Here is a 25,021-nt window from a genome sequence, read left to right on the forward strand (position 1 = left end):
ACGAGACCGCGGCGGTACATTATTATGGAGCGGCTTCACCGTCCGTTGACGTGATACAACGACCATAAGGGACCGTTAACTGACTTCTACGGTCCCATTTCGGGATCTCGGAACCCTCGCTACGTACCCGTTCGTTCGAGGAATCTCTGATTCCTCGCTACTCCTCACGGTTCGCTTCGCTCACCGTTCGGTGTCCGTGGTTCTCACTCGCTCCGCTCGTTCCGAACCACGCTACTCACGGGTGCTACGCACCCGTTCGTTCGAGGTATCTCCGATTCCTCGCTACTCCCACTGAAACCGTCCGTTCCGCTGGACGACCTCGCCGTCGATCTCGAGGCGCGAGTCCTCGCTCATATCGGTGATCAGATCGACGTGGACCGCGGAGTCGTTGCCCGACTCGCCCTCGGGGAGATTCGCGTCGTAGGCCCGACCGAGCGCGAGGTGGATCGTATCGCCCATCTTCTCGTCGAAGAGGATGTTGTCCGTGTAGCGGTCGATACCGCGGTTCATCCCGATTCCGAGTTCGCCCAGTCGGCGCGCGCCGTCGTCGGTCTCTATGATCTCGCCGATCACGTCCGCGCCCTGTTCGGCGTCGTAGTCGACGACCGCGCCGTCCTCGAACGCGAGGCGGACGCCACGAACCGACTCGCCGCGCAGCGTCATCGGGACGTCGAAGGTCACCTCGCCCTCGGTGGCGTAGGGTGCGGTGAACACCTCGCCGCTGGGAAGGTTATGCGAATCATATGCGACCGAGGCGGCGCTGTTAACCGCCGTTCGGTCGTCGATCCGCATGGTGAGGTCGGTTCCGCTCGAGACGAGCCGCACCTCGTCGCCCGCGTCGAGCAGGTCCTTCATCCGGGCCATCTCCTCGGCCAGCGATTCCCAGTCCCGGAGGATCGCGTCGTAGGCGAACTCCTGGTACTCCTCGTAAGCCATGTTAGCCTGCTGGGCCAGCGACCGCGTCGGATGCACCGTCGACACCCAACGGGTTCCGAGTCGCGTCTCCCGAATGTCTCTTCTGGCGCTGTTGTACGCACGGCGGCGCTCGCCCGGCACGTCGGCGGTCGCGCTCGTGTTCCGACCGCCGCCGAGCGAGAGGTAGACGTCGGCGTGTTCGACGAGCGCGAGTTCGTGGGCGGGGTTCTCGTCGAACTCGCCCTCGTGGGCGCGGAGGTACGCGCGAGTGATCTCGCCGGAGCTGTAGGTCGAAACCAGGTTCGCGCCCCGCTCGCCCAGTTTCTCGGCGACCGCGACCGCGAGTTCGTGGGCGTCGGGACCGACCGAGAGCACGACGTCGTCGCCGGCCTCGACGCGGGCGCTCCAGTCGACCAGTACGTCGGCGTGTTCGCGTACGCGTTCGTCCATATCGGCCACTCGAGAGCGGTCCACTAAACGCTCCTCGTTCGCGGCGCGACTACGCGACGGTCGTCTCGTCCGCGAATCGCTCCTCTCGAGCGCGCACGAACGAGACGACCGCGTAGACGATCGGGGTGTCGAGGACGGCGATGGCGAGTTTCAGCAGGTACTGCCCGACCATCAGCGCGAGCAGCGCCTCGACCGGCAGGACGGCGCCGACGCCGAGCACGGCGGGCGCGACGGCGAAGCCGACGGTGACGAAGATGACGGTGTCGATGGCCTGGCTGCTCGCCGTCGACGCGATGTTTCGCAGCCAGAGCTTCTCCCGACCGGTGTAGTCGCGGATTCGGTGGAAGACGATCACGTCCCAGTTCTGGCTGACGACGTACGCCAGCAGGCTCCCGAGGACGATGTTCGTCGAGGCGCCCAGCACGTCCGCGAACGTCCCGGGGTCGATACTCGAGTCGGCCGCAGGGGCCGCGATCGTCGACCAGACGAGCGCGAGGACGACGAAGTTCATCGCGAAGCCGACGTTGACGATAACCTGCGTCGCCCGCCGGCCGTACAGTTCGGCGTAACAATCGCTCGCTAAGAACGTCAGCGCGTAGGCGACGGCGGCGCCGGGCAGGGCGAGCTCGGCGCCGGCGACCGGCAGCGACACCGGTAGCGAGAACGCGAGCACCTTCGACGCCGTCAGCTGTGCCGTCACCAGGGCCGTCACGAACAGACCGATCAGCGCCACTTGCGCCACCGTCGGTCCCGGCGGACCCCGTGACTGCGATTGAGAGCGGGCCATGCACTGCGCGTATCCAGCGGATCTACCTAAACGATTCGAGACCGACTCGGAGCGACCGTCGAGACTCGATCGACGCCGCGATGTCGACGGATGCGTTCGAGACGATTCCATGATTCGGTTGATATCACGATCTATCGATAGCGGCCCGGAACACCGTCTTTCGGGACTATTAGCGGGTAATGATCAAATTGAAGAGTAATTTTAAACACCAGGATAATCGGCTGAGATTCGCGTTTTCGGCCGATTCGTTTCGGAGATTGTCCCGTTTTCGAGAGGACGAGTATAACACAACTGTTATACGTGTCGCTCTACTCTCTTTGGTTGCAATGGCGAAAGGAAACGTTGATTTCTTCAACGACACAGGCGGCTACGGTTTCATCGATACTGAGGACGCGGACGAGGACGTTTTCTTCCACATGGAAGACGTTGGCGGCCCGGACCTCGAGGAAGGCACAGAGATCGAATTCGACATCGAACAGGCCCCCAAGGGCCCCCGCGCCACCAACGTCACCCGCCTGTAATACGGCTTCTCGCGTTCGGTAACGGGTTTCACATTCGACTATACATTCTTCGGCAGGCTTCATGGGATAGCGGTAGCGACGGTCGTTCGTCGACCGGAATTAGCGCTCGTGTCTCGCTCGTGTCTGGATCTAAACAGAGTTTCGCTAACTGGTAGTTCACTATCGATCATATTCGGAGCCCTAGTTGACCGGTCGGCTCGATTCGAGAGCGGGCGGCGGGTTTCTGGTGTGTCACTTGTAGCCATCCCTTACTGCCAGCGACCGATCCAATTCGTCCGCTTATCTGAGTTAGTCCCCCGAAACGACCGAGAAACAGTTGATACGCGAACGATAACAAATAGTCGAACAGTCCGTGTGTCGGTGTGGTTGCAAAATGGACGATCTGACCGGATTTCAACGCGATCTTCTGTACGTGATCGCCGGAGCCGACCAGCCGTCTGGCCAAGAAGTCAAAGACGAAGTCGAGAAGTATTACAACAGTGAAATCAATCACGGTCGGCTGTACCCCAATCTCGACACGCTCGTCAACAAAGAGCTCGTCGAGAAAGGGCAGCTCGATCGGCGAACGAACTACTACGCCATCAGCGACGAAGGGCGGTCGGCGATCGAACAGCGCCGCGAGTGGGAACGGCAGTACATCGACTGACCGTCTCCTGACTCCCAGTTCTGAACCGCACGCGCGCGCCGGCGAGGGTTCGACGAGCGCCGCTTGTCGGTCCTCTCAGGGTGCTGTGGCACGCAGGGCGGCCGCCGAGCCTCGAGTCCCGGCCACTCCCGGCCCGCTCGGGTTCGGCGGTTCGGCCGCGCTCACACGTCAGTGACCCGTATCTCGATCTCGTCGCCGGCGTCGTGAAGCGAGACGTGCGTGCCGTCGATCACGAACGAAACAGTCGTCGCCGCGTTCTGGTTGAACCGAAACAGTCGCTCGAGCGCGTCCGGGTTGATGATCTCGTACAGCGTGAAATCCGCCTCCACGAGGTCGATGTCCTGATGGGCCTCGATCGCACCCAGGACGGCCTCGCTCAGCGTCCGGTTCTCGTCCGGACTGAACGTCGTGTCGCCACTTCCCTGATAGGTTTGATTGTCGGTAGACATGGATAGGATGCAACGCCCGTCGTACGTAAACGTGCCCGCGGCATCTGCCTGCCCCGTTGCGATTGGTGATATGGATCGGATCCGACAATTCGGACGACTGGCGACTGTGAATGAAGGATCGGGCGTTCAGGTGTATTCACACTGATATCTACACGCGTCTCCCGAAACACGCTTTCAGACCGTACCTTTTGATAGGGTTAGCTGAGATTCAGTTTTTGCAACTGTTCATTATCGAATATATAAGCGCTAACGAACCCGAATTACGCCGCGGCTCGCTTCGCTCGCCGTCGGTTCGTTCGGCCAGTCAGAATCGTTCCGCGCTGCCCGCTGTCGCTCGCAAGCGTCAGAAGTCTAATGAATTCGAACCACGCCGACGGCTCGCCTCGCTCGCCGTCGTCTCGTTCGAATCGTCAGCGGTCCACTCCGCGAGGCTCGCGTCTGCTCGCCTTGCTCCATGGGCCCTAACGGATTCGAACCATTGACCACTCGGTTATGAGCCGAGCGCTCTAACCAGACTGAGCTAAGGGCCCCTTCACTCGAGCAAAAACGTGCGTGCTAATTAACGCTTGCTGTCCGTTTCGCCCGCGAGCGGGCCGGCGCCTACGCGGTTAGCGCCTCGAGTTCCTCGTCGCTCAGTTCCGCTTCCAGCTCCGCCTCGTCGTGGGACTCGAGGACGTCCGCTCGCTCCTCCGCGTCGAGTTCGGTGACGGATTCGAAGTGGTGACACATAGCACTCGAGGCTACGCGCGTGGCGCCGATAAGAATTGCTTCAGGGAATCCGACCGGTCGCTCACTCCCCGTAATCCGCGAGCGTCTGGTCGTTCGTCCCGGTTCGGTGGCGCGTCGCCAGGCCCGCGAGGTGGGGCGCTTCGGGGACGATCAACTCCTCGCAGGCGGTCTCGCAGGCGCTCGTGCTCCCGGGGAGACAGAACACCGGCGTGTCGACGGCGATCCCCGCCCTCGCGCGCGAGGCCATCGCGCGGGTGCCGACCTCCTCCCAGGAGAGCATCCGGAACAGTTCCCCGAAGCCGGGCAGATCGCGTTCGAACAGGGAGGCCGTCGCCTCGGGCGAGACGTCGTCGGCGGTGACGCCCGTCCCGCCGGTCGTGAGCACGACGTCGATATCCGGCCGGGCGACCAGTCCGCGGACGGCGGTTCGAATCGCGGAGTAGTCGTCCCGGACCAACAGCCGCTCCTGAACCTCGTGGCCCGCGTCCTCGAAACACTCCTGGATCGTGTCCCCGCCCGGGTCGTCGGGGTCGGCCTCGTCGGCCCGCGCGCGCGAACTCGAGACCGTGACGATTCCGACGTAGAGGGGATCGATGACGTCGTGGCCGTGGTCGTCCATGCTCCGACGGTCGTTTCGATCGCTTGTCATACGCTATCGTCCACGCCAGAGGGCGTTAATCCCTCGGCTCGTCGCGGGATATTGCCTCGAGTGCGACGCGGTCGGGTTCGTTACTCGTCGCCGATACCGTCACGAACTCGTCCATCCCCGTCGGCGCGGGGTTCTCGAACGTCGACCAGTCGGCGTCCATCTCGGCGTCGGTCAGTAGACAGTCGTCGAGGCGGGCCTGCAGGTCGTCCATCGAGAGGTCGCGGCCGATCAGGGCGAGTCGCGTCTCGCGGTCGCCCCACTCCTCGTCCCACGAGAGGTCGTTCTGGGCCTTCCGGTACTGGTCCTGCCGCTCTTCGGAGAGGCTGGCGATCCAGCGACCCGTCACTTCGAGGGCCGTCGCCGTCCCGGCGTAGCTCATCGTGATCGCCTGCCGTTCGCGGCCGGCGATCCAACACAGTCCCTTCGCGCGCACGAGGCCTGCGGGCAGGTCGGCCAGCAGCGCGAGGAAGCGTTCGGGGTGGAACGGCCGCCGCCGGTGGTACGTGTCGACCTCGATCCCGTAGCGTTCCGGTGGATGTGCGTGGTCGTGGTCGCCGTGAACGCGATCGTGTTCGTGCTCCTCGTCACCGTGATCGTGCTCGTGGCCACCGTCCCCACGGTCGTGTTCGTGGTCGTGACCGGCGTCGTCGCGGTCCTCGGCGTCGGCCTCGATCACTCGCTTCCAGCCCGCCGACTCGGCCGCGGCCTCGAGGTCGAACCGTCCGCTCTCGAGCAGCGCGTCGGGCTCGAGCGCGCCGTATTCGGTAGTGACGATCTCGGCGCGAGGCTGGAGCGTCTCGAGGATTCCGACGACGCGCTCTCGTTCGGTCTCCGAGACGAGATCGCACTTGTTGACGACCAGCAGGTCGCAGAACTCGACCTGTTCGAGCAGCAGGTCACCGAGCGGGCGGCTGCCGGTCTCGTCGGGGCCCTGCCGTTGTGGCGGGTCGCGGGATTCGTCCGCCGCGACGGCCGCGTCGTCGGTCGCCCCGTCGACCGCGTCGGCGGCCGCGAACCGGTCGTGGAACCGCCGGGCGTCGACCACGGTGACGACCGCGTCGAGGTCGTAGGGGCCGCCCGCGGGGCCGCGGACGAACTGCCGGGCGATCGGCTCCGGTTCGCCGACGCCGGAGGCCTCGACGACGAGGTACTCGAAGTCGTGTTCCTTCCACAGCTGGATGACCGACCGGGAGAGTTCGCCGCCGAGGCTACAGCAGATACAGCCGTTCTCGAGGGCGACGACCTCCTCGCCGGTCCGCAAGTCGGTGCGCGCTTCGACGAGATCGGCGTCGACGTTGACGCTGCCGACGTCGTTGACCAGCACGGCGATCTCGCGGTCGGTCGACTCGAGCAGGGCCGACAGGAGGGTCGTCTTGCCGGCGCCGAGTTCGCCACAGAGGACGGTGACGGGAACGCTCATGTCTCGTCAGCGAGCGCGAGTTCACGTCGGTCTTCCGATCCGAACGGATCGGGGTAGGCGTCCCAGTCGTCGTCCATCTCGGCGTCGGTCAGCAGGCAGTCCTCGAGGCGCTCGATCAGGGTCTCCTCGTCGAAGTCGCGACCGATGAAGACGAGGCTCGTCCCTCGGTCGCCCCATTCTTCGTCCCAGTCGTCTTTCAGACCCGGCCGCGCGGCGAAGAACTGCTCGCGCTCGGCCTCGGGAAGGGTCGCTAACCACTGTCCAGTCGGGCCGGCCCGGACCGACGTGCCGGCCTTGTCGATCCCCATCGCGACGTCCTCGCGACCGGCGCTCCAGAAGAAGCCCTTCGCGCGGACGAGTTCCGCGGGCAGGTCCGAGAGCAGCGCCGCGATGCGTTCGGGGTGAAACGGCCGATCGCGCTTGTACGCGAACGACGTGACGCCGTGTTCCGCCTGCGGGTCGTGGTCGTGCTCGTGCCGGAGCTCGCGCTTCCAGCCCGCCGACGCCTGCGCGCGCTCGAAGTCGAACCGGTCGGTGTCGAGGATGTCGGCCGGATCGACGTCGCCGAACTCGGTCCGAACGATCTCCGCTCGGGGCTGCAGACGCTCGAGGACGGCCTCGATTTCCTCGAGCGCGTCGTCGGGGACGAGGTCGCACTTGTTCAACAGGAGGACGTCGCAGAACTCGATCTGCTCGAGGAGGACCTCCTCGGGCACGCGGCCGACGTCGGCCGCGGGTTGCTGGGCCGCGAGTGCGCTGCCGGTGTCGAACGACTCCCAGATGCTGTAGGCGTCGACGACGGTGACCATCGTATCCAGTTCGTAGGTGTCGGTCGGATCGAAGTCGGCGTCCTCGAACCCCATCGCGAACGTCTGGGCGACCGGGATCGGCTCCGAGATGCCCGAGGATTCGACCAGCAGGTAGTCGAACTCGAGGCGGTCGGCCAGTCGGCCGACTTCCTCGAGCATGTCTCCGCGCAGCCGACAGCAGATACAGCCGTTCGAGAGTTCGATAATCTCCTCGTCGCCGCCCAGATCGGTCTGCCGGGCGACGTGTTCGGCGTCGACGTTGACGTCGCCCATGTCGTTGACGACGACGGCCACCTCGAAGCCGTGGTCGGCGGTCAGTACGTGGTTGAGAACGGTCGTTTTGCCGGCGCCGAGCGGGCCGCTCAGGACGGTCACGGGAATGCGGTCGGTCATGAGTCGATTGTGAATATACTCTGGTGGGTTAATAATATTAGCTATTACGTAACCGGCCCAGTAATCATAACAAATACTATTATGACTCTACCCCGTTTTCATATCGACAATGCCCATCGTCAGCGTCTCGATGCCTGCAGACCTGATCGATCGACTCGACGCCCACGCAGCCGGTCACGACTACACAGGCCGCAGCGAGGTCGTCCGCGAGAGCGCGCGGACGCTACTCGGAGAGTTCGAGGACGACCGTCTCGAGGGCCGACCTCTCGCCGGCGTCGTCAGCGTCTTCTACGAGTTCGGCAGTCAGCGCGTCGAGCGCCGCGTGACTGAACTGCGCCACGAGTACGACGACGTCGTCGCCTCGAACGACCACGGTCACGTCGGTGATGGCTGTGACTGTCCGTCGTGCGACACGAGCCGCGACTCGGAATCGGAATCGCGGTCGGAACCCGGGTACTGCGTCGACCTGTTCGTCCTCGAGGGCGACCTCGAGACGCTGTCGGCGTTCGTCGGCACCCTCCGCGCGATCGAGGCCGTCGATCGCGTCGACTACTCGCTGGCTCCGCTGGATTCGATCGGCCAGCTTCGGGACGGCTGCAGCTGACCGCTATCGTTATCGGGGTCGCCGGAGGTCGGCGAGTCGCTCCTCGAGCAGGTAGTCCTCCGCCCAGTTGATTCCGGCGCGCCGCCCGTTGTTCGGCTCGCGGAATCGAATCTCCATCTTCCCGTCCGCAGCGTCCGAGACCGGGACCAGGTACCGGTTATCGGTGACCGGATCGTAGACCGCGAAGTACTCCGCGCGTCCGCGGTAGTCCTCGCGGCCGTAGTCGTCGCCACGCCGCGTGGCAATCGTCCCGAACGCGACCGTCCCCTCGCTCTTTCGATAGGCCGTCTTGCACTGAATGCGGTGAAACTGTCCGCCGACCTCGACGACGAGATCGTACGGCTCGTCTGCGGTCGGGACGAGGACGGGGATATCGCGCACCGCGAACGCTGCCCGGACGATCGCTTCGGTCGCGCGACCGCGCTTCTGTGGCTGCTCGAGGTTCTCGTAACACGTGGTTCGATCCGACACGGACGGTCTGGCCGCTCGATCGGATATAAACAACAGGCCGCGGAGACGAAACTGCGAGTTACGTGTTCGAATCGGTACGTTCGCGCTTACGAAACTCGGAGTCGAGTAGCGCTATCGCTCCTCGAGCGTAGTGTTTGAAAAAGCGCCGAAGCCAGGACTCGAACCTGGGACAACCTCGTTAACAGCGAGGTGCTCTACCATCTGAGCTACTTCGGCTCATCTTCTGATAGCCGGGTGTATTTGATAGGGCTTTCGTTTTCGCTTCCGGCGGTTCGACACCCTTTCACGCACCGCTCGAGTAGCCCCATCCGATGAGCGAGGAGGACGCCGAGAGCGACGAGCACGGGACCAGCGGGACGGTCGACGAGTACGGCTCGAGTACCGACGGGGAGCGCGACGACCTCGAGGCGGTCGTCGCCGCGGTTCGCGAGCGGATCGAACCCGACGCCGAGGAGCGCGACCGCCTCCGGTCGGTCGCCGACCGGCTCATCGAGCGCGCCGAGACCGCCGCGACCGACCGCTGCCCCGACGCCGACGTGATGCAGGTCGGCTCCACCGCCAGGAACACCTGGATCAGCGGCGATCGAGATATCGACATCTTCGTGCGCTTCCCACCGGAGCTCGATCGCGAGACCTTAGAGCGCTACGGCCTCGAGGTCGGCCACGAAACGCTCCCCGAGGGCCACGAGGAGTACGCCGAACACCCCTACGTCAAGGGGACCGTCGAGGGGTTCGACGTCGACGTCGTCCCCTGTTTCCGCCTCGAGTCGGCGACCGAAATTCGATCGGCCGTCGACCGCACGCCCTTCCACACCAGCTACTTACAGGCCCGACTCGACGACGAACTGACCGCCGACGTCCGGCTCGCCAAGCAGTTCCTCAAAGGCATCGGCGCCTACGGGAGCGACCTCCGCACGCGGGGCTTCAGCGGCTACCTCACCGAACTCCTCGTCGTCGAGTACGGCGGGTTTCGCGGCCTGCTCGAGGCCGCGGCCGAGTGGCAGCCGCCGGTCGAACTCGACCCCGAAGACCACGGCCAGGAGCGCGAGACGGCTTCGCCGTCTCGGAGTGCGGAGGTCGGCGACGCCGATCTCCCGTTCGACGATCCGCTGGTCGTCATCGATCCCACTGATCCCGAACGCAACGTCGCCGCCGTCTGTGCCGCCGAGAACGTCGCTCGCCTCCAGCATTACGCTCGCAGGTTTCTCGAGGATCCCCGCGCCGAGGTGTTCGAGTCCGACGATCCCGATCCGCTCGACGAGACGGCCCTGCGCGCGCACCTCGAGCGGCGGGGCACCACGCCGGTCGCGGTCCGGTTCCGAGCGCCCGACCTCGTCGAAGATCAGCTCTACCCGCAGCTTCGGAAATCGCTCGAGGGGATCACGACCGGCCTCGACGACCGCGGCTTCGACGTCTTCCGGGCGACGACGTTCGCCGACGACGCCGCGGTGATCCTCGCCGAACTCGCGGTCGCGGACCGGCCCGCCGTCGAGCGCCACGACGGGCCGCCGATCCACGTCCGGAGTCACGCCGACGGGTTCTACGAGGCCTACGCCGACGATCCCGACGCCTACGGCCCCTTCATCGACGGCGACCGCTACGTCACCGAACGCCCCCGCGAGTTCACCACGGCTCGCGGATTCCTCGAGAGCGATCGACTCTTCGACGTCGGGCTCGGCGCCCACGTCGAGACGGCCCTCGAGGACGAGTACGAGGTGTTGGTCGGCGACGAGATCGCGACGCTGTGCGAGGCGTTCGGCCGAGAGTTGGCGCGGTACTTCGAGCCGCAACCCTGACCCTGACTCTGAACCGCGGCCGCGAGAAGAGCGGGTGCGTCTTTTCGAACGGGAGACCGGTACTCAGTCTCCGAGGTCGATATCCAGTCCGTGCTCCTCGAGAACCTCGTCGAGGGCGGACGCGGCCTGCTCCCCGAACTCCGAGTCGGGTTCGATCGGCTCGCGGCCGTCGAAGGTCTCGTGGACGATGGCGACGCTGTCCGCGAGGACGTCCAGTCCGTAGCCGCCCTCGAGGATGAACGCGAAGGCGGCGTCGGTCTCGTCGGCCAGCGACCGGAATCGGTCGGTCATCAGGGCGTAGGCTTCCGTCGAGAGCCGAACGCGCGAGATCGGATCGTGACGGTGGGCGTCGAAGCCCGCGCTGATCAGGAGCAGGTCGGGATCGTAGTCGGTCAGCGCGTGGCCGATCGGCCCCTCGACCGCCGCGAGATACTCGCGGTCGTCGGTGCCGGCGGGCATCGGGATGTTCATGGTCGTTCCCTCGCCCGCTCCCTCGCCGGTCTCGTCGACGGCGCCGGTGCCCGGATACAGACCCTGTTCGTGCAGCGAAACGAAGAAGACGTCGTCGCGGTCGTAGAAGATGTCCTGAGTCCCGTTGCCGTGGTGGACGTCCCAGTCGACGATCGCGACCCGATCGACGTCGTACTCCTCGGAATCGAGGGCGTGCTGGGCGGCGACCGCGACGTTGTTGACGAAGCAAAATCCCATCGCGTCGTCGTAGACGGCGTGGTGGCCCGGCGGCCGGCCGATCGAGAACGGCGTCCGACGACCGGTCGCCCCCTCGAGGGCGGCTTCGACGGCCCAGCAGGCGAGCCCGGCGCTCTGACAGACCGCGTTCCAGGTCTCCTCGACCGCGCTCGTGTCGGGGTCCCAGTTGCCGCCGCCGTCGGCGCAGAACTCCCGGACGGACTCGAGGTATTCCCGTTCGTGGACGGCCGCCAGCCGGTCGAGATCGCAGGCGTCCGCCTCGACGTATTCGACGCCGTGTTTCTTCTTCAGTCGCTCCCGTATCGCGCGGAGCCGGTCCGGCGACTCCGGGTGGCGCGAACCGGGATCGTGTGCGAGACAAGTCTCGCTGTAGCCAAACTGCATCTCACTCGAACAGCGAGAAGTACGTCTCGATGTCGTCGTTGGTGATCGTCCGGCGGTCGGCGTGGCGCGCGAGGATCGCGGCCGCCCGAGCGACGTTGTCCGCGTAGTCCTCGAGAATGTCGGCCAGCGCCACCCGAGCGTCCATCGAGACGCGATATCGGTCGTCGATTTCGAGTCTGGCGATGCGGTCGACGGGCGCGACCGGAAGCTCGAGGTCATCCTTGTCGACGACCTGCTCGACGCCGAAATCCTGGGCCATCAGCGTCTTGCGCCCGTCGCGGGTCGCTTGCTCGGCGGCGTCGATCGCGAGCTCGCTTCCGTGTTCTTGAATCCGCGTTGCGAGTTCCTTCGACGCGTCGGCACTCACCCGAAGATCGCCCGCGTTCCGCCGGATGATCGTGTCCACCGGGGCGAACGGGAGTTCGACGTTCATACCATGCTAGGCGGAGCAAAGTCCCTTAACGCTTTTCCTAGACGTCGGATGAGGTTGCTCGCGGCGTCAGAACACGTCGTTTGCCTCGAGGCGACCGTCCCGGACGATCCCGCGAGCGGTCACCTCTTCGCCGAGGCCGACGTCGGCGTCGGTCGCGACGCTCATCGTCGACTCGCCGTCGTCCAGCACGACCGGGTCGCCGGCCTGCACGACGACGCCGGTGAACTCGAGTTCCTCGCCGTCGGTCGGCTCGTCCGATTCGGCGCCGGCATCGGCGCCGCCGGCGTCGTCGGACTCGTCGCTCGAGGCGGCGCTCGTCTCGGTTTCCGCCCCGGCTGACTCGTCGTCGCCGGCGAACGCCGAGAGGCCGGCGTTCTCGTTACTCGGGTCGTCCGCGGCGCTCTCGCCGCCGGCGGTACCGGAGTCGGACTCGAGGACCGTGATCGTCGACTGCCAGCCCGCGGAGGCCTCGAGGTCGTCCTGCCAGCCGTCCTGGATCTCGACGTCGCCGAGGGCGACCTCGTCACCGGGTCCGACGTCGATATCGGCCTTGTCGCCCCACAGCGCGACGCGGATGTCGCCGGTCGCGTCCTGGACGCGAATGTTCCGGACCTGCCCCTCGGAGCCGTCGTCGCGGTCGAAGGTCCGCTTCGGATCGGCCGAGCGGACGACGCCCGCGATGTCGACCGTCTGCTCGATCTCGAGCTCCTCGATCGGCGTGCTCTCGGGGACGTACTCGACCGCCTCGTCGACTTCCTCGACGGCGCCGCGGTTGCCGACGTGGAGTTCGAGGTTGCCGTCGCGTTCCTTGACGTAGCCGTCGATCACCTCGACGGTCTCGCCGGGGTCGAACTCGGTGGCGAGGTCGGCCTGCTCGTCCCACAGCGTGACGCGGATGCGGCCGGTCTCGTCGCCGAGGACGAGATTCGATACCTTCCCCTCGGAGCCGTCGTCGCGGTCGAAGGTTCGGACGCTGTCGGTGTCTAAGACCAGCCCGACGAGGTTGACGTTCGAGAGGCCGAGCGAAAGCGCCTCGACGGTGTGGGTGTCCGAGACCTGGACGTCGATCTCCGTGTCCGGATCCGGTTCGACGTCGTCGACGCTGACCTCGACGCCGGAAAAGCCCTCCTTGGGGCGCCCCTTGATTCGCAGTACCTGGCCCTCCTCGAGTTCCTCGGTGGCGGCCTCGGCGTGCTCGTCCCAGAAGGCGGCCCGAACGGAGCCGGTCTCGTCGGCGACCTCGACGTTGACGACGCGGCCGTCCTCGTCCTCGCCGTCGCGTTCGAACGTCCGCACGTCGCCGATCGAGAGCACTTTGGCGACGAACTTCGCCTCCTCCATGCCGGGTTCGATGTCGGCGACGCCGCCGACCTCGCTCTCGCCGATCTCGTGAGCGACGAGCATCGCCGCCGTCTCCTCGTCCGCGAGTCCGCCCATCTGATCGACTTTCGCCTCGACGGCCTCGCGAAACTCCTCGAGAGAAACGTCGGCCTCGAGGTCTTCGTACACGCCCTCGATGTCGCTCATTCTATGTTCGTGCATGGGTAGGCCGCGCATAAGCGTTGTTCATTCGGCGTCCCGGTACGGGTCGACGGCCGACGAGTACGGCGGTACTACCGATTCGAGCGAGCGGTTTCGGTCGTTCCAGCACGGTGGACTCGGACCGCGTGTCGACGGGACTCGAGCGGCGGGTCATGGCTCCCGTTGGGCGCGTAATCGAATATAAACGTCAGTGTTGGCGACCGAGCGCTGTCCGCCCTCGAGAGACGGCCGTTTACAAGCAGGTCGTGCGTGAAATTGTCGTGCGGGAGCCGGTAGCTTTCGAAAGTGCTTTAATGGTAACCCGGTTACGTAGAGATGAGTCCTGATAGGGTAGTGGACTATCCTCTTGGCTTGCGGAGCCAGGGACCGGAGTTCAAATCTCCGTCAGGACGCTTTTCCAAACACAACGACGACGAGCGGAGCGAGTCGTCCGTGTTTGGAAAACGGACCCGGAGATTTGAGCAGGGAAGTCGCAGCGGCCGAACGTAGTGAGGCCGACCGTCTTCCCGTGTTCAAATCTCCGTCAGGACGCTCACTCCTTACGAGTGTTTCACGTTGTTCAGCACTCGCTGCGTCGTTCGGTCCTGACGTGCCTCACGCTCGTTACACTCGCGTGAGACTCCGTCAAGACGCTTTTCTAAGTGCGCACATGGGATCCAAATTCGAGACGAATCGCCGAAGACTCACAGCGAGAGCGGCTCCGATTGTTCGCGGTGGCGCTCGTACGTTTCCTCTGCCCACGCTCTGATTTCGGCCGCGTCGGTCTCGACTAGCGCGCGCGGGATCCCGTCATCGTCCTCGACGCCGATCTGGACGACATCGTCGAAGAGGCCGAGGTAGTAGGTGAGTTCGCGGTCCGCCACGCGCATCGTACACGCCTCGTGAGCCCGAATCTCGGCGACCAGTTCCCGGTACTCGGGTTCGGACCGCAGCGTCGACTCGAGGGTCGCGCTGTGGACGACCTCCAGGGGCTGGTCGTGCTCGACGACGCGCTCGCGGGCGACCGTCAGCGCCGGCAGTCCGATCGCCGGGAGCAGACACCGAAATCGGTCGGCGCGCTCCATCGCCTCGATGTGGCGGTTGACGGGCGCGTACGGGTCTGTCGAGTCCGAGACGACGACCGTCGCGTCGGCGAGCGCGCACACGTCGAACTCGAGTTCGTCGTCGGGAAACCACCGACAGAACGGGCGGATGCGCTCGACGAACGCCATCGTCTCGGTCGTCGACGCGAGTTCCTCGGCCACGACTTCCCCCAGCGGTCGGATCTCGTACTCGCGAATGCGACAGCGGATCAGTTCCCGCTCCTCGAGCGCGTCGAGGTTCCGCTGAACCGTTACCCGCGAGGCGTCGGCCTCCTCGCGCAGTTCGGCCTTGGTCAGGCGGTCGGTCTCGCGGAGTCGCTGCAGGATGGCGACCCGAACCGGCGACTGAGTCAGGAAGTTCACGACGTCGACGGATTCGGCGTCCGTCTCCCCGAGTGTGCTGTTCATCCCTCGCTCGTCCCACTCGCGACCGATTGAATCTAGGTGTCCGGTTCTCGAGGGAACTAATTAGAACGAAGACCGTTCCGCAGTTGCAACCGATAAACGAGGCGTGTGTGGTGCGAAATCGGACACTCTACCGCGTCTCGCATCGGTCATGGAACCGAGCAGTTCGAACGCCGGACGGTCCAGCCGGTGACGACGGACGAGGGACCGGATCCGCCGGCACGGTCGACTCGGCTCGAACCTCGTGGCTGCGACCACCGTTCAAAGGGTGAAATAGTTCAGGGCCCGTCGAACCGACGCCGAATGAGATTATGGCAAATGATAACAAACATCATACTGGGCCATGGACCGAAGAAAACTCCTGAAAGGCGCGGGCGCCCTCGGAGCGGCGCTCACCGGCCTCGGTGGCGCGTCAACCGCGGCGGGTGGACACAGGTACCCGTCGGTACGGATCATCAACACGAACGAACCGCTTCGAGGGGGAGAGTGGTTCCGCCTCACGGCACGGATCACGAATCACGGATCCGCGCGACTGCGCGGGAACGCACGGCTGATCGTCGGTAACGATCCGGATCAGGTCGATAGTCGGTACGTGTCCCTCGCGTCGAACCAGAGCACCACTGTGACGCTCGGCTACAGGACCTACCCGGTTCAGACGAGGGACGTGTTCCCGGTCCGGGTCAGGTGCGAGAACGGATCCGATTCTCGGATCGTCAGCGTCGCTCCGGCGCCGTGACTCGGCCGCATCGACCCCGACGACCGCCCCGATTCGGTTTCTTTCGCACGGCCGGACCGCGAGGACGGCACCGATCTACCACTTCGGACACCGGAGTGTGCCTGCACGTCTGGTACGGGGATCCGGTCCCGACGTGCGACCGACCTGCGCGATGGTCGTGGGATTCATGGATCGAAATCACGCGGACGAAACCGATGCGGCGGAAACGGACGGAACCGAATCGACGACTACGAGCCGGCGTCGACTACTGCAGACGACGGCCGCGACGGCGGTCGGCGGCGCCGGACTCGCCGGCGCGTCGGGGTCGGCCTCGGCATCGGGCTTTACCGGCTGCGACGACTGGCTGGATGCCCCCGCGGAGTACCCGGAGATCGACCTCACCAGCAGCAATCCGACGGCGACGAACGTCGACGACTTCGGGGACGACCCGGTCGTCGTCTTCGTCCACGGCTGGCTCGGCCGCGAGACCAGCACCGATCAGGCCTACACCCTCGAGCGAGCCTTCGAGGAGGCCGAGTACGACGGCCGCGTCGTCGCGGCGTCGTGGGCCTCGGATACCCTCAACTACTGGAAAGCCGAGGGGACGACCGAGACGGCCGGGCGGCGCCTGGCATCGTGGCTGGCGACCGACCGCATCGACCTCGAGGAGACGACGGTTCGACTGGTCGGGCACTCGCTGGGCGGCCGGCTCTGTCTCGAGGCGCTGGCGGTACTGGGCGACGACGCGACCGTCGACAGCGTCGCGCTGGTCGGGGCGGCCGCCGACGACGACTCGGTCTGTACGGACGGCGAATTCGCCTACGGCATCGAAACCGGCGCCGACGCGGTCTTCAACTATCACTCCGAGAACGACGACAGCGTCTGTTACGGCTACGAGATTCAGTCGCTCTCGAGCGGACTGGGCTGTGGCGGCGCCGACTGCAGCGGCGGCTGGATCACCGACGACAGCGGGACGACGCCGGACGACTACACCGACGTGGACGTGACCGCCACCGTCGCCGATCACTGTGCGTATATCAAGCCGGAGGTCGGCTGCGTGCCGCAGATGGTCGAGGACTTCGAGTCTCAGTGACGTCCACGCGACAGCCGCTGTTTACGCGCCATCCGCTGTTTCTCCGATAGACGCGAGTAGTTCGTTCGGGACACTGCGTCCCGAAGGGGGCTCGAAAGAGATCCGGACGAAATCGAGTGTTCCGCTCTCGGACGGAGACGCCGAATAGATTCGTTCCCCGGATTGCGAAGAACCCGACTCGCGCGGCCGCGGCGCTATTCTACGACCTCGGCTCGAGGATTGTCCACGTTCGATCGTCCGTTGCTCGAACCGCGTCCCCGAACGGCCCGGAGAGGCGTATAAAACGGCGAACGAGGTATCGTTTCAATTTTGCAACGATATGGTAGAGAGTTAATTATTGCTGTGTGGCTGTCAATAACAGAATACGAAATTATCATCTGCCCAATTGCGTCATGGCTGACAATCACGGAAACCAGGACGGACTGAAGCGAAGAGGCTATCTCAAAGGAATTGCAGCGACCGGACTCGGTGCCGGCGCCCTCGTAACGGGTACCGGCCGTTCACACGCGGACGCGGACGGCGCCCGCGACATCGACGGCGACAGCGTGTATCTGGTCTTCGGAGCCGACTCGTCCGAAGCCGATCTCGACTCGTGGGTCGAAGCGCACGGGGACGAGATCGCCGCGGGGTCCCAGAGCTCGACCGCGCAGGTCATCCAGTATCAGGACGTCTCCCAGCTCAACGTCTCCCAGCAGGGCAACGCCGTCAGCATCGCGATCGACGGCGGCGAGGCGACGGCGGCGCAGCAGGCCGACCAGAACAACGCCAACACCCAGGCCGGGAACGCCGAATCGGTCACCGTCGAGGAGGAGACGACCGACTGGACGTTCACCGGCGTCGGACAGGCGTACGTCGTCTTCGCCGAGGAGACCGAGTGTCGGGAGTTCACCGGCTTGGTCGTCGGCGAGGACGCCTATCAGAGCGAGCAGTCGGCCGAGGCGGCGATCGATCAGAGCCAGGAGGTCGACCAGTACAACTACAACAGTCAGAACACCGCGGTCGCGATCGCAGCGAACGGGAGCCGATCGCGGGCGTACCAGCGCAGTTCGCAGACGAACGAGAACTACCAGCACGCCGACGCCGTCGCGGCGAACATCGGCGACGGCGACCGTCAAGAGGCCGACGCGTCGGTCGAGCAATCCCAGGCGGTCTCGCAGCTGAACGTCAGCGAACAGGGCGTCGCCATCGCGATCGCCGTCGGTAGCGGGAGCGTCGCGGAGGCGTTCCAGGTGAGTTCGCAGGGTAACCTGAACGAACAGGTCGCCGACGCCGCCGCGATCGACTTCGATTCGAAATCGCTCGACGAAGTCACCGCCAGCGCCGACATGGTCGGCTCGGTTTCGGACGAGAAGCTGACCCGCTCGAAAGCCGGAGCGGAGCAGTCGAACGCACAGGCGGCGTCGGCCGACGTCACGCAGGTACAGAGCGTCGGGCAGGAGAACATCAACCTGCAGAACGCGGCCGTCGCCGTCGGGATCGACGACAGTCAGGCGACGGCCCGACAGGAGAGTTACCAGGGGAACTTCAACGCGCAGGTCGCGTCGGCGGAGGCGCTGAACGTCGATAAGTCCCACCGCAGCACGAATGCGGTGGTGACCGGGACGGACAGGAGCGGCGACGGGTCGTGGGCGGTCGCCTACGACACCGGGAACGGCGAGAGTTCCCAGCAAGTCGCCGAGGTCGACATCGACCAGTTACAGCTCGTCGAACAGCTGAACGTCAACGAGCAGTTCGGCGCGGTCGCGTACGCCACGGACTGCGGCGACGCGGTGGCGGAGCAGCTGAACTACCAGGTGAACGAGAACGTGCAACTGACCGAAGCGCGCGCGAGTAACGAAGGCACCGGCGACGGCAAGAACGGAAAGAAGAAGAAAAAGAAGAAAAAGAAGAACGGAGGCGAGAAGCAGCGCTGTTAACGGAACGAATCCGGCACCGATTCGTCGACCGAGCATTTCAGCACCCGACGGCGGCGACCGTGCGAAGACGAAACTCCGTTCTTTCTACGAACCTGCGTCGAAAACCCGTTCTCCGGTCTATTTGGCTACTCGACGTGCGTGCCGCGTCGGAACGTGACCGAAAACGGCGCTGGTGTCGCGTCGCCACTCAAGGACGTGAAAACGGGTGAGAGGAGTAAGCCCCCTTCTGTTCGATCCGGCATTCGGCTGAGCGTCCGCGCCGTCCGCGGAAATCGCGGGGCGTTCGGGCTACCACGGCGCGGACTTGCACCGGTGAGGGTTCGCCGTTCCATCGGTCCTCGGCCGTCTCTGTGCGGTCGGTCACGACGGGCGTGACTTGCGGTTTCGAACCGCGTGCTGTCGACCGCACGGCTCGGCGGCGAACGCCGCCTCGCGTACCGTGGTCGCTTCGCGACCACGCTTCCCTCAGCGGGTCAACTCCCCTTCCTCTCGGTCGGGTTCGCACGCATCATCGGTCGGGCCGAGACGTGTCGTTTCTGTTCCAGAGCCAGCGGTCTCCCGCTCCGGACTTGCGTCCGGTCACCTGCCCGAACAGGTGGGGGGACTTTCCTCGCGAGCGTGGCGCATCTCGAAGAGATGGGCCACGTTAGGTGCGTTGGGCAACCCGGAGGGGTGGCCAACGATAGGTGGCCGCGCCGTTGCCGGCGGGGCCATCGCGGCGGCCGGACTCTCTCTCCCACTCGAGGTAGGCCCGTCGGCCGAATAAGTCCCCCGGTCGACGTACAAAAAGTGCACCGTAACGAATGGAAGCGTTTTAGGACGACTATTCCCATGTTCATCTGTATGTCCCAGCGACAGGGCGTCGACCTCTCCTACGAAGACGGTGCACGCGCGGTCGAACTCGCGCGCGAAGCCGTCGAATCTTTCGTACAACACGGGCAACGAGAACAACCGGGCAGCATGCGCGAGGCCTTCTACGAGCGAACCGGCGCGTTCGTTCGTCTCGAGTCGACGCGCGGCCGGGGGAGCCTGCGCGGCTGCGCCGGCGGCTACCGATCCGGGGAACAGCTCGGCCACGTGATCGTCGATTCGGCGATCGAAGCGGCCAGCGAGGATTCCTGTGGCTCCGAAGTGACTCCCTCCGAACTGCCGAATCTCACCGTCTCGGTTTGCGCCGTCAGGAACGTCGTGCTGACGGACGATCCGCTGGCGGATCTCGAACTGGGGACCCACGGCGTCGCCATCGACGGCGGCGGCGAGGGCGGCTGGCTCTACCCGACGGTTCCGGTCCAGAACAACTGGAGCGCCCGGGAGTACCTCGATCGGACCTGTCGAAAGGCGGGGCTGCCGCCGACGGCCTGGCAGAACGACGACGTCGTCGTCACGCTGTTCGAGGGCCAGGTCTTCCGCGAGCGGGAGGCCGACGGGAGCATCGAGGAACTGTAGGCTCGATCACAGGGGAGTCGGACGCGAACGGGGAAGCGATACGCGTCGCCGATCGACGCACGAATTTTCGGGGATTGCGCACTCGAGTGGAGACGCCGGAGCGCCCGCGGATCACGCGGCGGCCGGTCAGCGGTCGAACGTGCGGTAGATGGCGGCCAGGCCGACGGCGTGAGAGAGGGTGATCGCGAGCAGGCTCTGGGCGTCGGTGAGTCCGAGCAGCGGGTCGACGAGATAGCGGATCGCGTAGGGAACGACGGCGATACAGACGACGCCGAACGCGAGCGCGCGCATCGTCCGACTGTCGTTGCGCCGGTAGCCGCGGTACGCGAGGTGGGCGACGAACAGCCCGACGACTGCCGTGAGGGCGGACGCGACCGCGGTGATGGATTCGAGTGCCATTGTCAGGTGGTGTAGACGGCGTAGAGGATGGCGAGCAGGCCGCACAGTTCCGACAGCGTCGTCACCAGCAACTGCGCCGAGAGCGGAATCGCCGCGACGTTGCCCGCGAGCAGGCGGAGGAACATCGGCCCCGGTGCGAGCAGGAACATGCCGACGGCGAGCCACAGGATCGGCCGCGCCTTCGTCCGGCGGTAGCCCTCGACGAACCGGTAGGTGACGAGCACGGCGAGGACGGTCGCCACGAGGAAAGTGACGATGGCGGCGAGCACGACGGGCGTCGATCCGCCGACGCTGTCGACCGAGACCTGTCCCGGCTGCGACGTCGACGACGATTCGAGCGCGAGGGAAGTGCCTACCGGCGACGAAGGCCTCCCGGGTGCGAACCCCTCGGACGCGACAGCCGCGGTCGCTCCGCGGAGCGTCTCGAGCCCGTCGATCGTCCCGCTGGAAGTTCCGATCATCCCGAAAACTCCTCGTAGAGCCGCGTGAAGGTGTCCGCGGCGTCTTCTTCGGTGTACTCGACCGCGACGTCGAACCCGTCCTCGGTGACGTCGATCCCGACGTGCTCGAGGCTGGCGACGTAGACCTTGTAGTGGTGGCCGTTCGGGTCGAGCCGTTGCTGATCTCGCAGGAGCCCCCGCTCTTGCAGGCGGTCAATGCGTCGGTAGACGGTCGAGGGATCGGCGTCGCAGGCGTCGCTCAGGCTGTCGGCCGACTGGGGCTCGCGGTACGTTTCGACGATGATCGTCCGCGCGTACTCGTCCTCGAGGAGAGTGAGCAACTCCTCGGTGTCGGGATCGACGCCGGTCGTCATCGGCGGTCCCTCCCTCGAGTCCCGCGAGCGAGCCGTCGCGACCGCGACTCGCCTCCGACCGACCGGAGCGGACGGCCGGCCGGCTCGAGCGCGGGCTCGCTGCGGAGTTTCGGTCGCCGAAACGACACGTCTGTCTCGAACCCCGTTCGACAGGGAAATAATCGTTCGGATCCGCAACGGGTTCGCGCGGCTCTCGAGGCGGGCGAGCGACGCCTGCGGAACGCGGCGGCGGAGCGCGCCGACGGCCCCATTCGCGTCGTCGTCTCGTCACCCGCCAAGATTTATGTTAAACGGACGAAAAGAACTGGACGTGAGTCATCGATCCGGTCGCTTCCCTCCCGGGACCGCCCGGCGGGCGGTACGGACGGCGATAACGAGCCCGTTTCGTCCGCAGACTTATCTGAACCTGCTGTATCTGCTGCTGGCGTTCCCGCTCGGACTCCTCTACTTCGTCTTCCTGGTCACGGGGGTTTCCCTCGGCGTCGGCCTGCTGGTGATCCTCGTCGGCGCGCCGATCCTGCTGGTGGTGTTCCTCGCCAGCCACGTCTTCGCGGCCTTCGAGCGCGCGAGCGCTCGCTACCTGCTGGCGGTCGAGATCGACTCCCCGGGGTATCCGTTCCTCGACGACGAGGGCGCGACGGACGGCTTTCGCTCGCTCCTGTTGGGTCGCGAGACGTACAAGGCGATGGGCTTTCTGCTCGCGAAGTTCGCCATCGGAACCGCGGCGTTTTCCATGCTGGTCATGCTGTTTACGACCGCGATAACGCTCTTCTTGACGCCGCTGTACTACCAGAATCCGAACGTCCACATCGGCTTCGTCACCAACGGCGATCCAGTTCAGCTCACGCCGTCGCTGCAACTGCCGTGGCACGACCTCCTGATCGGGGCCGAGTTCGCCGTCACGATCACCGAGTGGGAGGTGACGACCCTCCCCGAAGCGCTCGCGACCTCGGCCGTCGGACTCGTCGCGTTGCTGCTCTCGCTGGCGATCTGCAACGGCTTCGCCTGGCTCGTCGGCCAGTTCAGCCGCGTCCTGCTCGGCCCGTCCAGCCGCGCGGCCCTCGAGGACCTGCAGGATGGACTGGCCCGCTGAAGCGGTCCGACCGCTCTTCCCATATAAGCGTTCGGCACGACTGAGGGGCCGACAACTGTGAATCGCCTTATAGGATCGGTCCGGTCGACGCTCGAAACGCAATGAGCGATCCGCACTCCCGCGCCGGTCGCGCCGCGACCGGAACGACCGGCAGTCCGGTACCGACGACGTCTCGAACCGCTCCCGAACGTTCGCTCGCCGAACGCGCGCGTCCCGAGTCCGCAGACGGTCGGCCGCCCGCCCCCGCGCGGTCGGAGGTGGAGGGGTAACCATGGCGGCCATCGAGACGAAGAACCTGACGAAGCGCTACGGCGACGACGCGGCCCTCGAGGGACTCGAGTTGACCGTCGGCGAGGGCGAGGTGTTCGGCTTCCTCGGCCCCAACGGCGCCGGGAAGACGACGACGATCGATCTCCTGCTCGATTTCATCCGACCGACCGACGGCTCGGCGACGGTGCTCGGCCGCGATACGCAGGACGAAACCGACGCCGTCCGCGATCGGGTCGGCATCCTTCCCGACGGGTTCGACCTCTGGGAACGCTCCTCGGGGTATCGCCACCTCGAGTTCGCCCTCGCGTCCAAGGGCGGCAGCGAGTCGCCCGAGGCGCTGCTCGACCGCGTCGGCCTCGACCGCGCGGACGCCGAGCGCCCGGTCGGCGACTACTCGAAGGGGATGGCCCAGCGGCTGGCGATGGCGATGGCGCTGGTCGGCGATCCCGACCTGCTGATCTTGGACGAACCCTCGAGCGGCCTCGATCCCCACGGCATCCGAACGTTCCAGGAGATCATCCGCGAGGAGGCCGCCGACGGGACGACCGTCTTCTTCTCGAGTCACATCCTCGGTCAGGTGTCGGCCGTCTGCGACCGGGTCGGCATCTTAGACGACGGCGACCTCGTCACCGTCGACACCATCGCCGGCCTGCGCGAGCGCTCCGGCGTCGGCTCGAGTCTCGTCGTCGACGTCGCGGAGGAGCCGGTCGTCGACCTCGGCGAGATCGACGGCGTCACCGACGTGACGGTCCGTCAGGACGGACGGCTCCGGATCACCTACGCCGACCCGGCAGCGAAGGCGCTGGCGATCCACCGCCTCGTCGACTCCGGGGCGACGATCGTCGACTTCGACGTCGAGGAGCCGACGCTCGAGGACCTCTTCACCGCGTTTACCGGGACCGACGCGGACTCGGTCCGGGCGGGAGAGTCGTCCGACGAATCGGGACGGGCCCGTCACCGGGCAACCGACGGCGGCGCGCGCGTCGGCTCGAGCGGGCCGGAGCGTGCTCGCGCCGACGCGGAAACGGAGGTGAGTCGATGAGTTCGACGCTGATCGCTCGCAAGGACTTCGAGGACGCCGTCCGCTCTAAGCTGGTCTGGGCGGTGATGGGCGTCTTCCTCTTCCTCATGGCGCTGGTCGCGGTCAGCGCGTCGACCCAGGACCTCTCGGAGGTCGAGCCGACCCAGCTGATCGTCACCGTCACCAACATCGGCGGGCTGTTGTTCATCCCGATCGTCTCGCTGATCGTCGGCTACATGGCGATCGTCGGCGAACGCCAGTCGGGCAGTCTGCGGGTGCTGTTCGGCCTCTCGCACAGCCGGTGGGACGTCTTCGTCGGCAAGTTCGTCAGCCGGCTCGGCGTCGTCTTCGTCGCGACGCTCCTGACGGTCGCGTTAACCGTCGGTATGGCGGTGGCGATGTTCGATTCCGTCCCGCTGGGGACCTACCTCGGCTACTCGGCGCTGACGATCCTGCTCGGACTGGCGTTTGCCGCCATCGCCGTCGGCGTCTCGGCGGTGTCCACGTCGCGGATGCAGGCGATGGGCGGTGCGATCGGGAGCTACGTCGTGTTCTCCCTGATCTGGCATCCGCTCGTCGCCGGCGTTCACTACCTCCTCGAGGGGAGCATGCCGGAGCTCGAGGCCCCCGAGTGGTACTTCCTCCTGCTCCGGCTGAACCCCCTCGACGCCTACCGGCAGGTCTCGAGCGAACTCGCCGGCGAGTTCATCTGGGGGATCATCGGGATGGAGAGCATCGTCGAAGATATCCCGGACGCGGCGTTCGAGAATCCGGACACCCTCCTCCTCTCGAACCGCGTGAGCGGCGACCTCCCGTTCTACCTGAGCGACTGGTTCGCCGCCGTCGTCCTGCTGGCCTGGATCGTCGTCCCGCTGGCGATCGGCTACTGGCGGTTCGACGGCGCCGACCTGAACTGAGAGCGGATCGGTCCCCCGCCGTCGCGTCGCTTCGGCCCTCCGCGGGAGGCGCGTCGACCGTCCGCCTCCCCGAATCGTTTCCACCCGGTCGCGGGATCGAGCGTCGACTCACTGCGATCGGGCGCTCGTGTCGCTTGTTAGAAC

Annotated in this window: 25 protein-coding genes, 3 tRNA genes and 1 other RNA gene; 11 read left to right on the forward strand and 18 right to left on the reverse strand. The window is 65.7% G+C overall.

All coding sequences use genetic code 11. From position 1 onward, the window contains the following. Positions 1-282: 282 nt before the first annotated feature. Positions 283-1,365: an aminopeptidase gene (locus HTZ84_RS15185; RefSeq protein ID WP_174681454.1), complete on the reverse strand. Its 1,083-nt coding sequence runs from the start codon at positions 1,363-1,365 to the stop codon at positions 283-285. A gap of 49 nt (positions 1,366-1,414) precedes the next feature. Then, entirely contained in the window at positions 1,415-2,152 is a 738-nt protein-coding gene (locus tag HTZ84_RS15190) for a queuosine precursor transporter (protein WP_174681455.1), read from the reverse strand. 326 nt (positions 2,153-2,478) lie between these two features. On the opposite strand from HTZ84_RS15190, the gene HTZ84_RS15195 reads away from it, so the two are divergent. Beyond that, the gene (locus HTZ84_RS15195; protein ID WP_008892789.1) at positions 2,479-2,673 is read left to right on the forward strand and encodes a cold-shock protein; all 195 of its coding nucleotides are present in this window, start codon (positions 2,479-2,481) and stop codon (positions 2,671-2,673) included. Between the two features lie 373 nt (positions 2,674-3,046). Continuing rightward, positions 3,047-3,319 (forward strand): PadR family transcriptional regulator, encoded by a 273-nt coding sequence (locus HTZ84_RS15200; RefSeq protein ID WP_126663673.1) that lies wholly within the window; start codon positions 3,047-3,049, stop codon positions 3,317-3,319. A gap of 161 nt (positions 3,320-3,480) precedes the next feature. Here HTZ84_RS15200 and HTZ84_RS15205 read toward each other — a convergent pair whose 3' ends face one another. The 6 genes from HTZ84_RS15205 to HTZ84_RS15225 all read right to left on the reverse strand — a co-directional run bounded on the left by HTZ84_RS15205 (position 3,481) and on the right by HTZ84_RS15225 (position 7,768). Continuing rightward, positions 3,481-3,768, reverse strand: a complete 288-nt coding sequence (locus HTZ84_RS15205) for a HalOD1 output domain-containing protein (RefSeq protein WP_174681456.1) — start codon at positions 3,766-3,768, stop codon at positions 3,481-3,483. A 455-nt stretch (positions 3,769-4,223) separates the two neighbouring features. Beyond that, a tRNA-Ile gene (locus tag HTZ84_RS15210) sits at positions 4,224-4,298 on the reverse strand. 70 nt (positions 4,299-4,368) lie between these two features. Continuing rightward, positions 4,369-4,497: a hypothetical protein gene (locus HTZ84_RS23045; protein WP_008892792.1), complete on the reverse strand. Its 129-nt coding sequence runs from the start codon at positions 4,495-4,497 to the stop codon at positions 4,369-4,371. A 61-nt stretch (positions 4,498-4,558) separates the two neighbouring features. After that, complete coding sequence (locus HTZ84_RS15215; RefSeq protein ID WP_174681457.1) at positions 4,559-5,146, reverse strand: MogA/MoaB family molybdenum cofactor biosynthesis protein; 588 nt, start codon at positions 5,144-5,146, stop codon at positions 4,559-4,561. Positions 5,147-5,171: 25 nt separating this feature from the next. Further along, positions 5,172-6,566: a CobW family GTP-binding protein gene (locus tag HTZ84_RS15220; RefSeq protein WP_174681458.1), complete on the reverse strand. Its 1,395-nt coding sequence runs from the start codon at positions 6,564-6,566 to the stop codon at positions 5,172-5,174. After that, positions 6,563-7,768, reverse strand: coding sequence for a GTP-binding protein (locus HTZ84_RS15225; RefSeq protein WP_174681459.1), 1,206 nt, complete (start codon positions 7,766-7,768; stop codon positions 6,563-6,565). Before HTZ84_RS15225 ends, HTZ84_RS15220 begins: the two co-directional genes overlap by 4 nt. Positions 7,769-7,877: 109 nt before the next feature. On the opposite strand from HTZ84_RS15225, the gene HTZ84_RS15230 reads away from it, so the two are divergent. Beyond that, positions 7,878-8,372: a CopG family ribbon-helix-helix protein gene (locus tag HTZ84_RS15230; RefSeq protein WP_174681460.1), complete on the forward strand. Its 495-nt coding sequence runs from the start codon at positions 7,878-7,880 to the stop codon at positions 8,370-8,372. 9 nt (positions 8,373-8,381) lie between these two features. Here the strand turns inward: HTZ84_RS15230 and HTZ84_RS15235 are convergent, their stop codons facing one another. After that, positions 8,382-8,843: a group I intron-associated PD-(D/E)XK endonuclease gene (locus HTZ84_RS15235; protein ID WP_174681461.1), complete on the reverse strand. Its 462-nt coding sequence runs from the start codon at positions 8,841-8,843 to the stop codon at positions 8,382-8,384. Positions 8,844-8,986: 143 nt separating this feature from the next. Next, positions 8,987-9,059: transfer RNA gene (locus HTZ84_RS15240), tRNA-Asn, on the reverse strand. A 95-nt stretch (positions 9,060-9,154) separates the two neighbouring features. Between HTZ84_RS15240 and cca the strand changes: the two genes are divergently transcribed. Next, positions 9,155-10,639, forward strand: a complete 1,485-nt coding sequence (gene cca, locus HTZ84_RS15245) for a CCA tRNA nucleotidyltransferase (protein WP_174681462.1) — start codon at positions 9,155-9,157, stop codon at positions 10,637-10,639. 63 nt (positions 10,640-10,702) lie between these two features. Here cca and HTZ84_RS15250 read toward each other — a convergent pair whose 3' ends face one another. From HTZ84_RS15250 to HTZ84_RS15260, 3 genes are all read right to left on the reverse strand, one after another. Continuing rightward, positions 10,703-11,731, reverse strand: coding sequence for a histone deacetylase family protein (locus tag HTZ84_RS15250; protein ID WP_174681463.1), 1,029 nt, complete (start codon positions 11,729-11,731; stop codon positions 10,703-10,705). Between the two features lies 1 nt (position 11,732). Next, a complete protein-coding gene (locus HTZ84_RS15255) occupies positions 11,733-12,164 on the reverse strand; it encodes a histone family protein (protein ID WP_174681464.1) in 432 nt (143 codons plus the stop codon). 66 nt (positions 12,165-12,230) lie between these two features. After that, the gene (locus HTZ84_RS15260) at positions 12,231-13,691 is read right to left on the reverse strand and encodes a single-stranded DNA binding protein (protein ID WP_174681465.1); all 1,461 of its coding nucleotides are present in this window, start codon (positions 13,689-13,691) and stop codon (positions 12,231-12,233) included. A 334-nt stretch (positions 13,692-14,025) separates the two neighbouring features. Here HTZ84_RS15260 and HTZ84_RS15265 point away from each other — a divergent pair. Continuing rightward, positions 14,026-14,098: transfer RNA gene (locus tag HTZ84_RS15265), tRNA-Arg, on the forward strand. A gap of 291 nt (positions 14,099-14,389) precedes the next feature. On the opposite strand, the gene HTZ84_RS15270 is transcribed toward HTZ84_RS15265, so the two are convergent. Next, positions 14,390-15,196: a helix-turn-helix transcriptional regulator gene (locus HTZ84_RS15270; protein ID WP_174681466.1), complete on the reverse strand. Its 807-nt coding sequence runs from the start codon at positions 15,194-15,196 to the stop codon at positions 14,390-14,392. Positions 15,197-16,095: 899 nt separating this feature from the next. Here HTZ84_RS15270 and HTZ84_RS15275 point away from each other — a divergent pair. Both HTZ84_RS15275 and HTZ84_RS15280 read left to right on the forward strand, forming a co-directional pair. Continuing rightward, positions 16,096-17,001, forward strand: coding sequence for an esterase/lipase family protein (locus HTZ84_RS15275; RefSeq protein WP_174681467.1), 906 nt, complete (start codon positions 16,096-16,098; stop codon positions 16,999-17,001). Between the two features lie 392 nt (positions 17,002-17,393). Then, positions 17,394-18,917 carry a hypothetical protein gene (locus HTZ84_RS15280; RefSeq protein WP_174681468.1) on the forward strand — a complete coding sequence of 508 codons (1,524 nt, stop codon included), beginning with the start codon at positions 17,394-17,396 and terminating at the stop codon, positions 18,915-18,917. 207 nt (positions 18,918-19,124) lie between these two features. On the opposite strand, the gene rnpB is transcribed toward HTZ84_RS15280, so the two are convergent. After that, positions 19,125-19,547: RNase P RNA component (gene rnpB / locus HTZ84_RS15285), an RNA gene on the reverse strand. A 213-nt stretch (positions 19,548-19,760) separates the two neighbouring features. Between rnpB and HTZ84_RS15290 the strand changes: the two genes are divergently transcribed. Continuing rightward, on the forward strand, positions 19,761-20,363 hold the full coding sequence (locus HTZ84_RS15290) for a TIGR00296 family protein (RefSeq protein WP_174681469.1): 603 nt from the start codon (positions 19,761-19,763) through the stop codon (positions 20,361-20,363). Between the two features lie 126 nt (positions 20,364-20,489). On the opposite strand, the gene HTZ84_RS15295 is transcribed toward HTZ84_RS15290, so the two are convergent. From HTZ84_RS15295 to HTZ84_RS15305, 3 genes are read right to left on the reverse strand one after another with little or no spacing between them, the layout of a single operon-like run. Then, positions 20,490-20,762 carry a DUF7521 family protein gene (locus HTZ84_RS15295; protein ID WP_174681470.1) on the reverse strand — a complete coding sequence of 91 codons (273 nt, stop codon included), beginning with the start codon at positions 20,760-20,762 and terminating at the stop codon, positions 20,490-20,492. A 2-nt stretch (positions 20,763-20,764) separates the two neighbouring features. After that, complete coding sequence (locus tag HTZ84_RS15300; protein WP_174681471.1) at positions 20,765-21,223, reverse strand: DUF7521 family protein; 459 nt, start codon at positions 21,221-21,223, stop codon at positions 20,765-20,767. Then, the gene (locus tag HTZ84_RS15305) at positions 21,220-21,576 is read right to left on the reverse strand and encodes a helix-turn-helix transcriptional regulator (protein ID WP_174681472.1); all 357 of its coding nucleotides are present in this window, start codon (positions 21,574-21,576) and stop codon (positions 21,220-21,222) included. The genes HTZ84_RS15300 and HTZ84_RS15305 overlap by 4 nt, the downstream gene beginning before the upstream one ends. Before the next feature lie 310 nt (positions 21,577-21,886). Between HTZ84_RS15305 and HTZ84_RS15310 the strand changes: the two genes are divergently transcribed. The 3 genes from HTZ84_RS15310 to HTZ84_RS15320 all read left to right on the forward strand — a co-directional run bounded on the left by HTZ84_RS15310 (position 21,887) and on the right by HTZ84_RS15320 (position 24,877). Next, positions 21,887-22,669, forward strand: a complete 783-nt coding sequence (locus HTZ84_RS15310) for a sensor domain-containing protein (protein WP_309138772.1) — start codon at positions 21,887-21,889, stop codon at positions 22,667-22,669. Positions 22,670-22,940: 271 nt separating this feature from the next. Continuing rightward, positions 22,941-23,981 (forward strand): ABC transporter ATP-binding protein, encoded by a 1,041-nt coding sequence (locus HTZ84_RS15315; RefSeq protein ID WP_174681474.1) that lies wholly within the window; start codon positions 22,941-22,943, stop codon positions 23,979-23,981. Then, complete coding sequence (locus HTZ84_RS15320) at positions 23,978-24,877, forward strand: ABC transporter permease (RefSeq protein ID WP_174681475.1); 900 nt, start codon at positions 23,978-23,980, stop codon at positions 24,875-24,877. Before HTZ84_RS15315 ends, HTZ84_RS15320 begins: the two co-directional genes overlap by 4 nt. The last annotated feature ends 144 nt before the right edge of the window (positions 24,878-25,021 follow it).

Source organism: Haloterrigena gelatinilytica (assembly GCF_013342145.1).
In the GTDB taxonomy this organism is placed as follows: domain Archaea; phylum Halobacteriota; class Halobacteria; order Halobacteriales; family Natrialbaceae; genus Haloterrigena; species Haloterrigena gelatinilytica.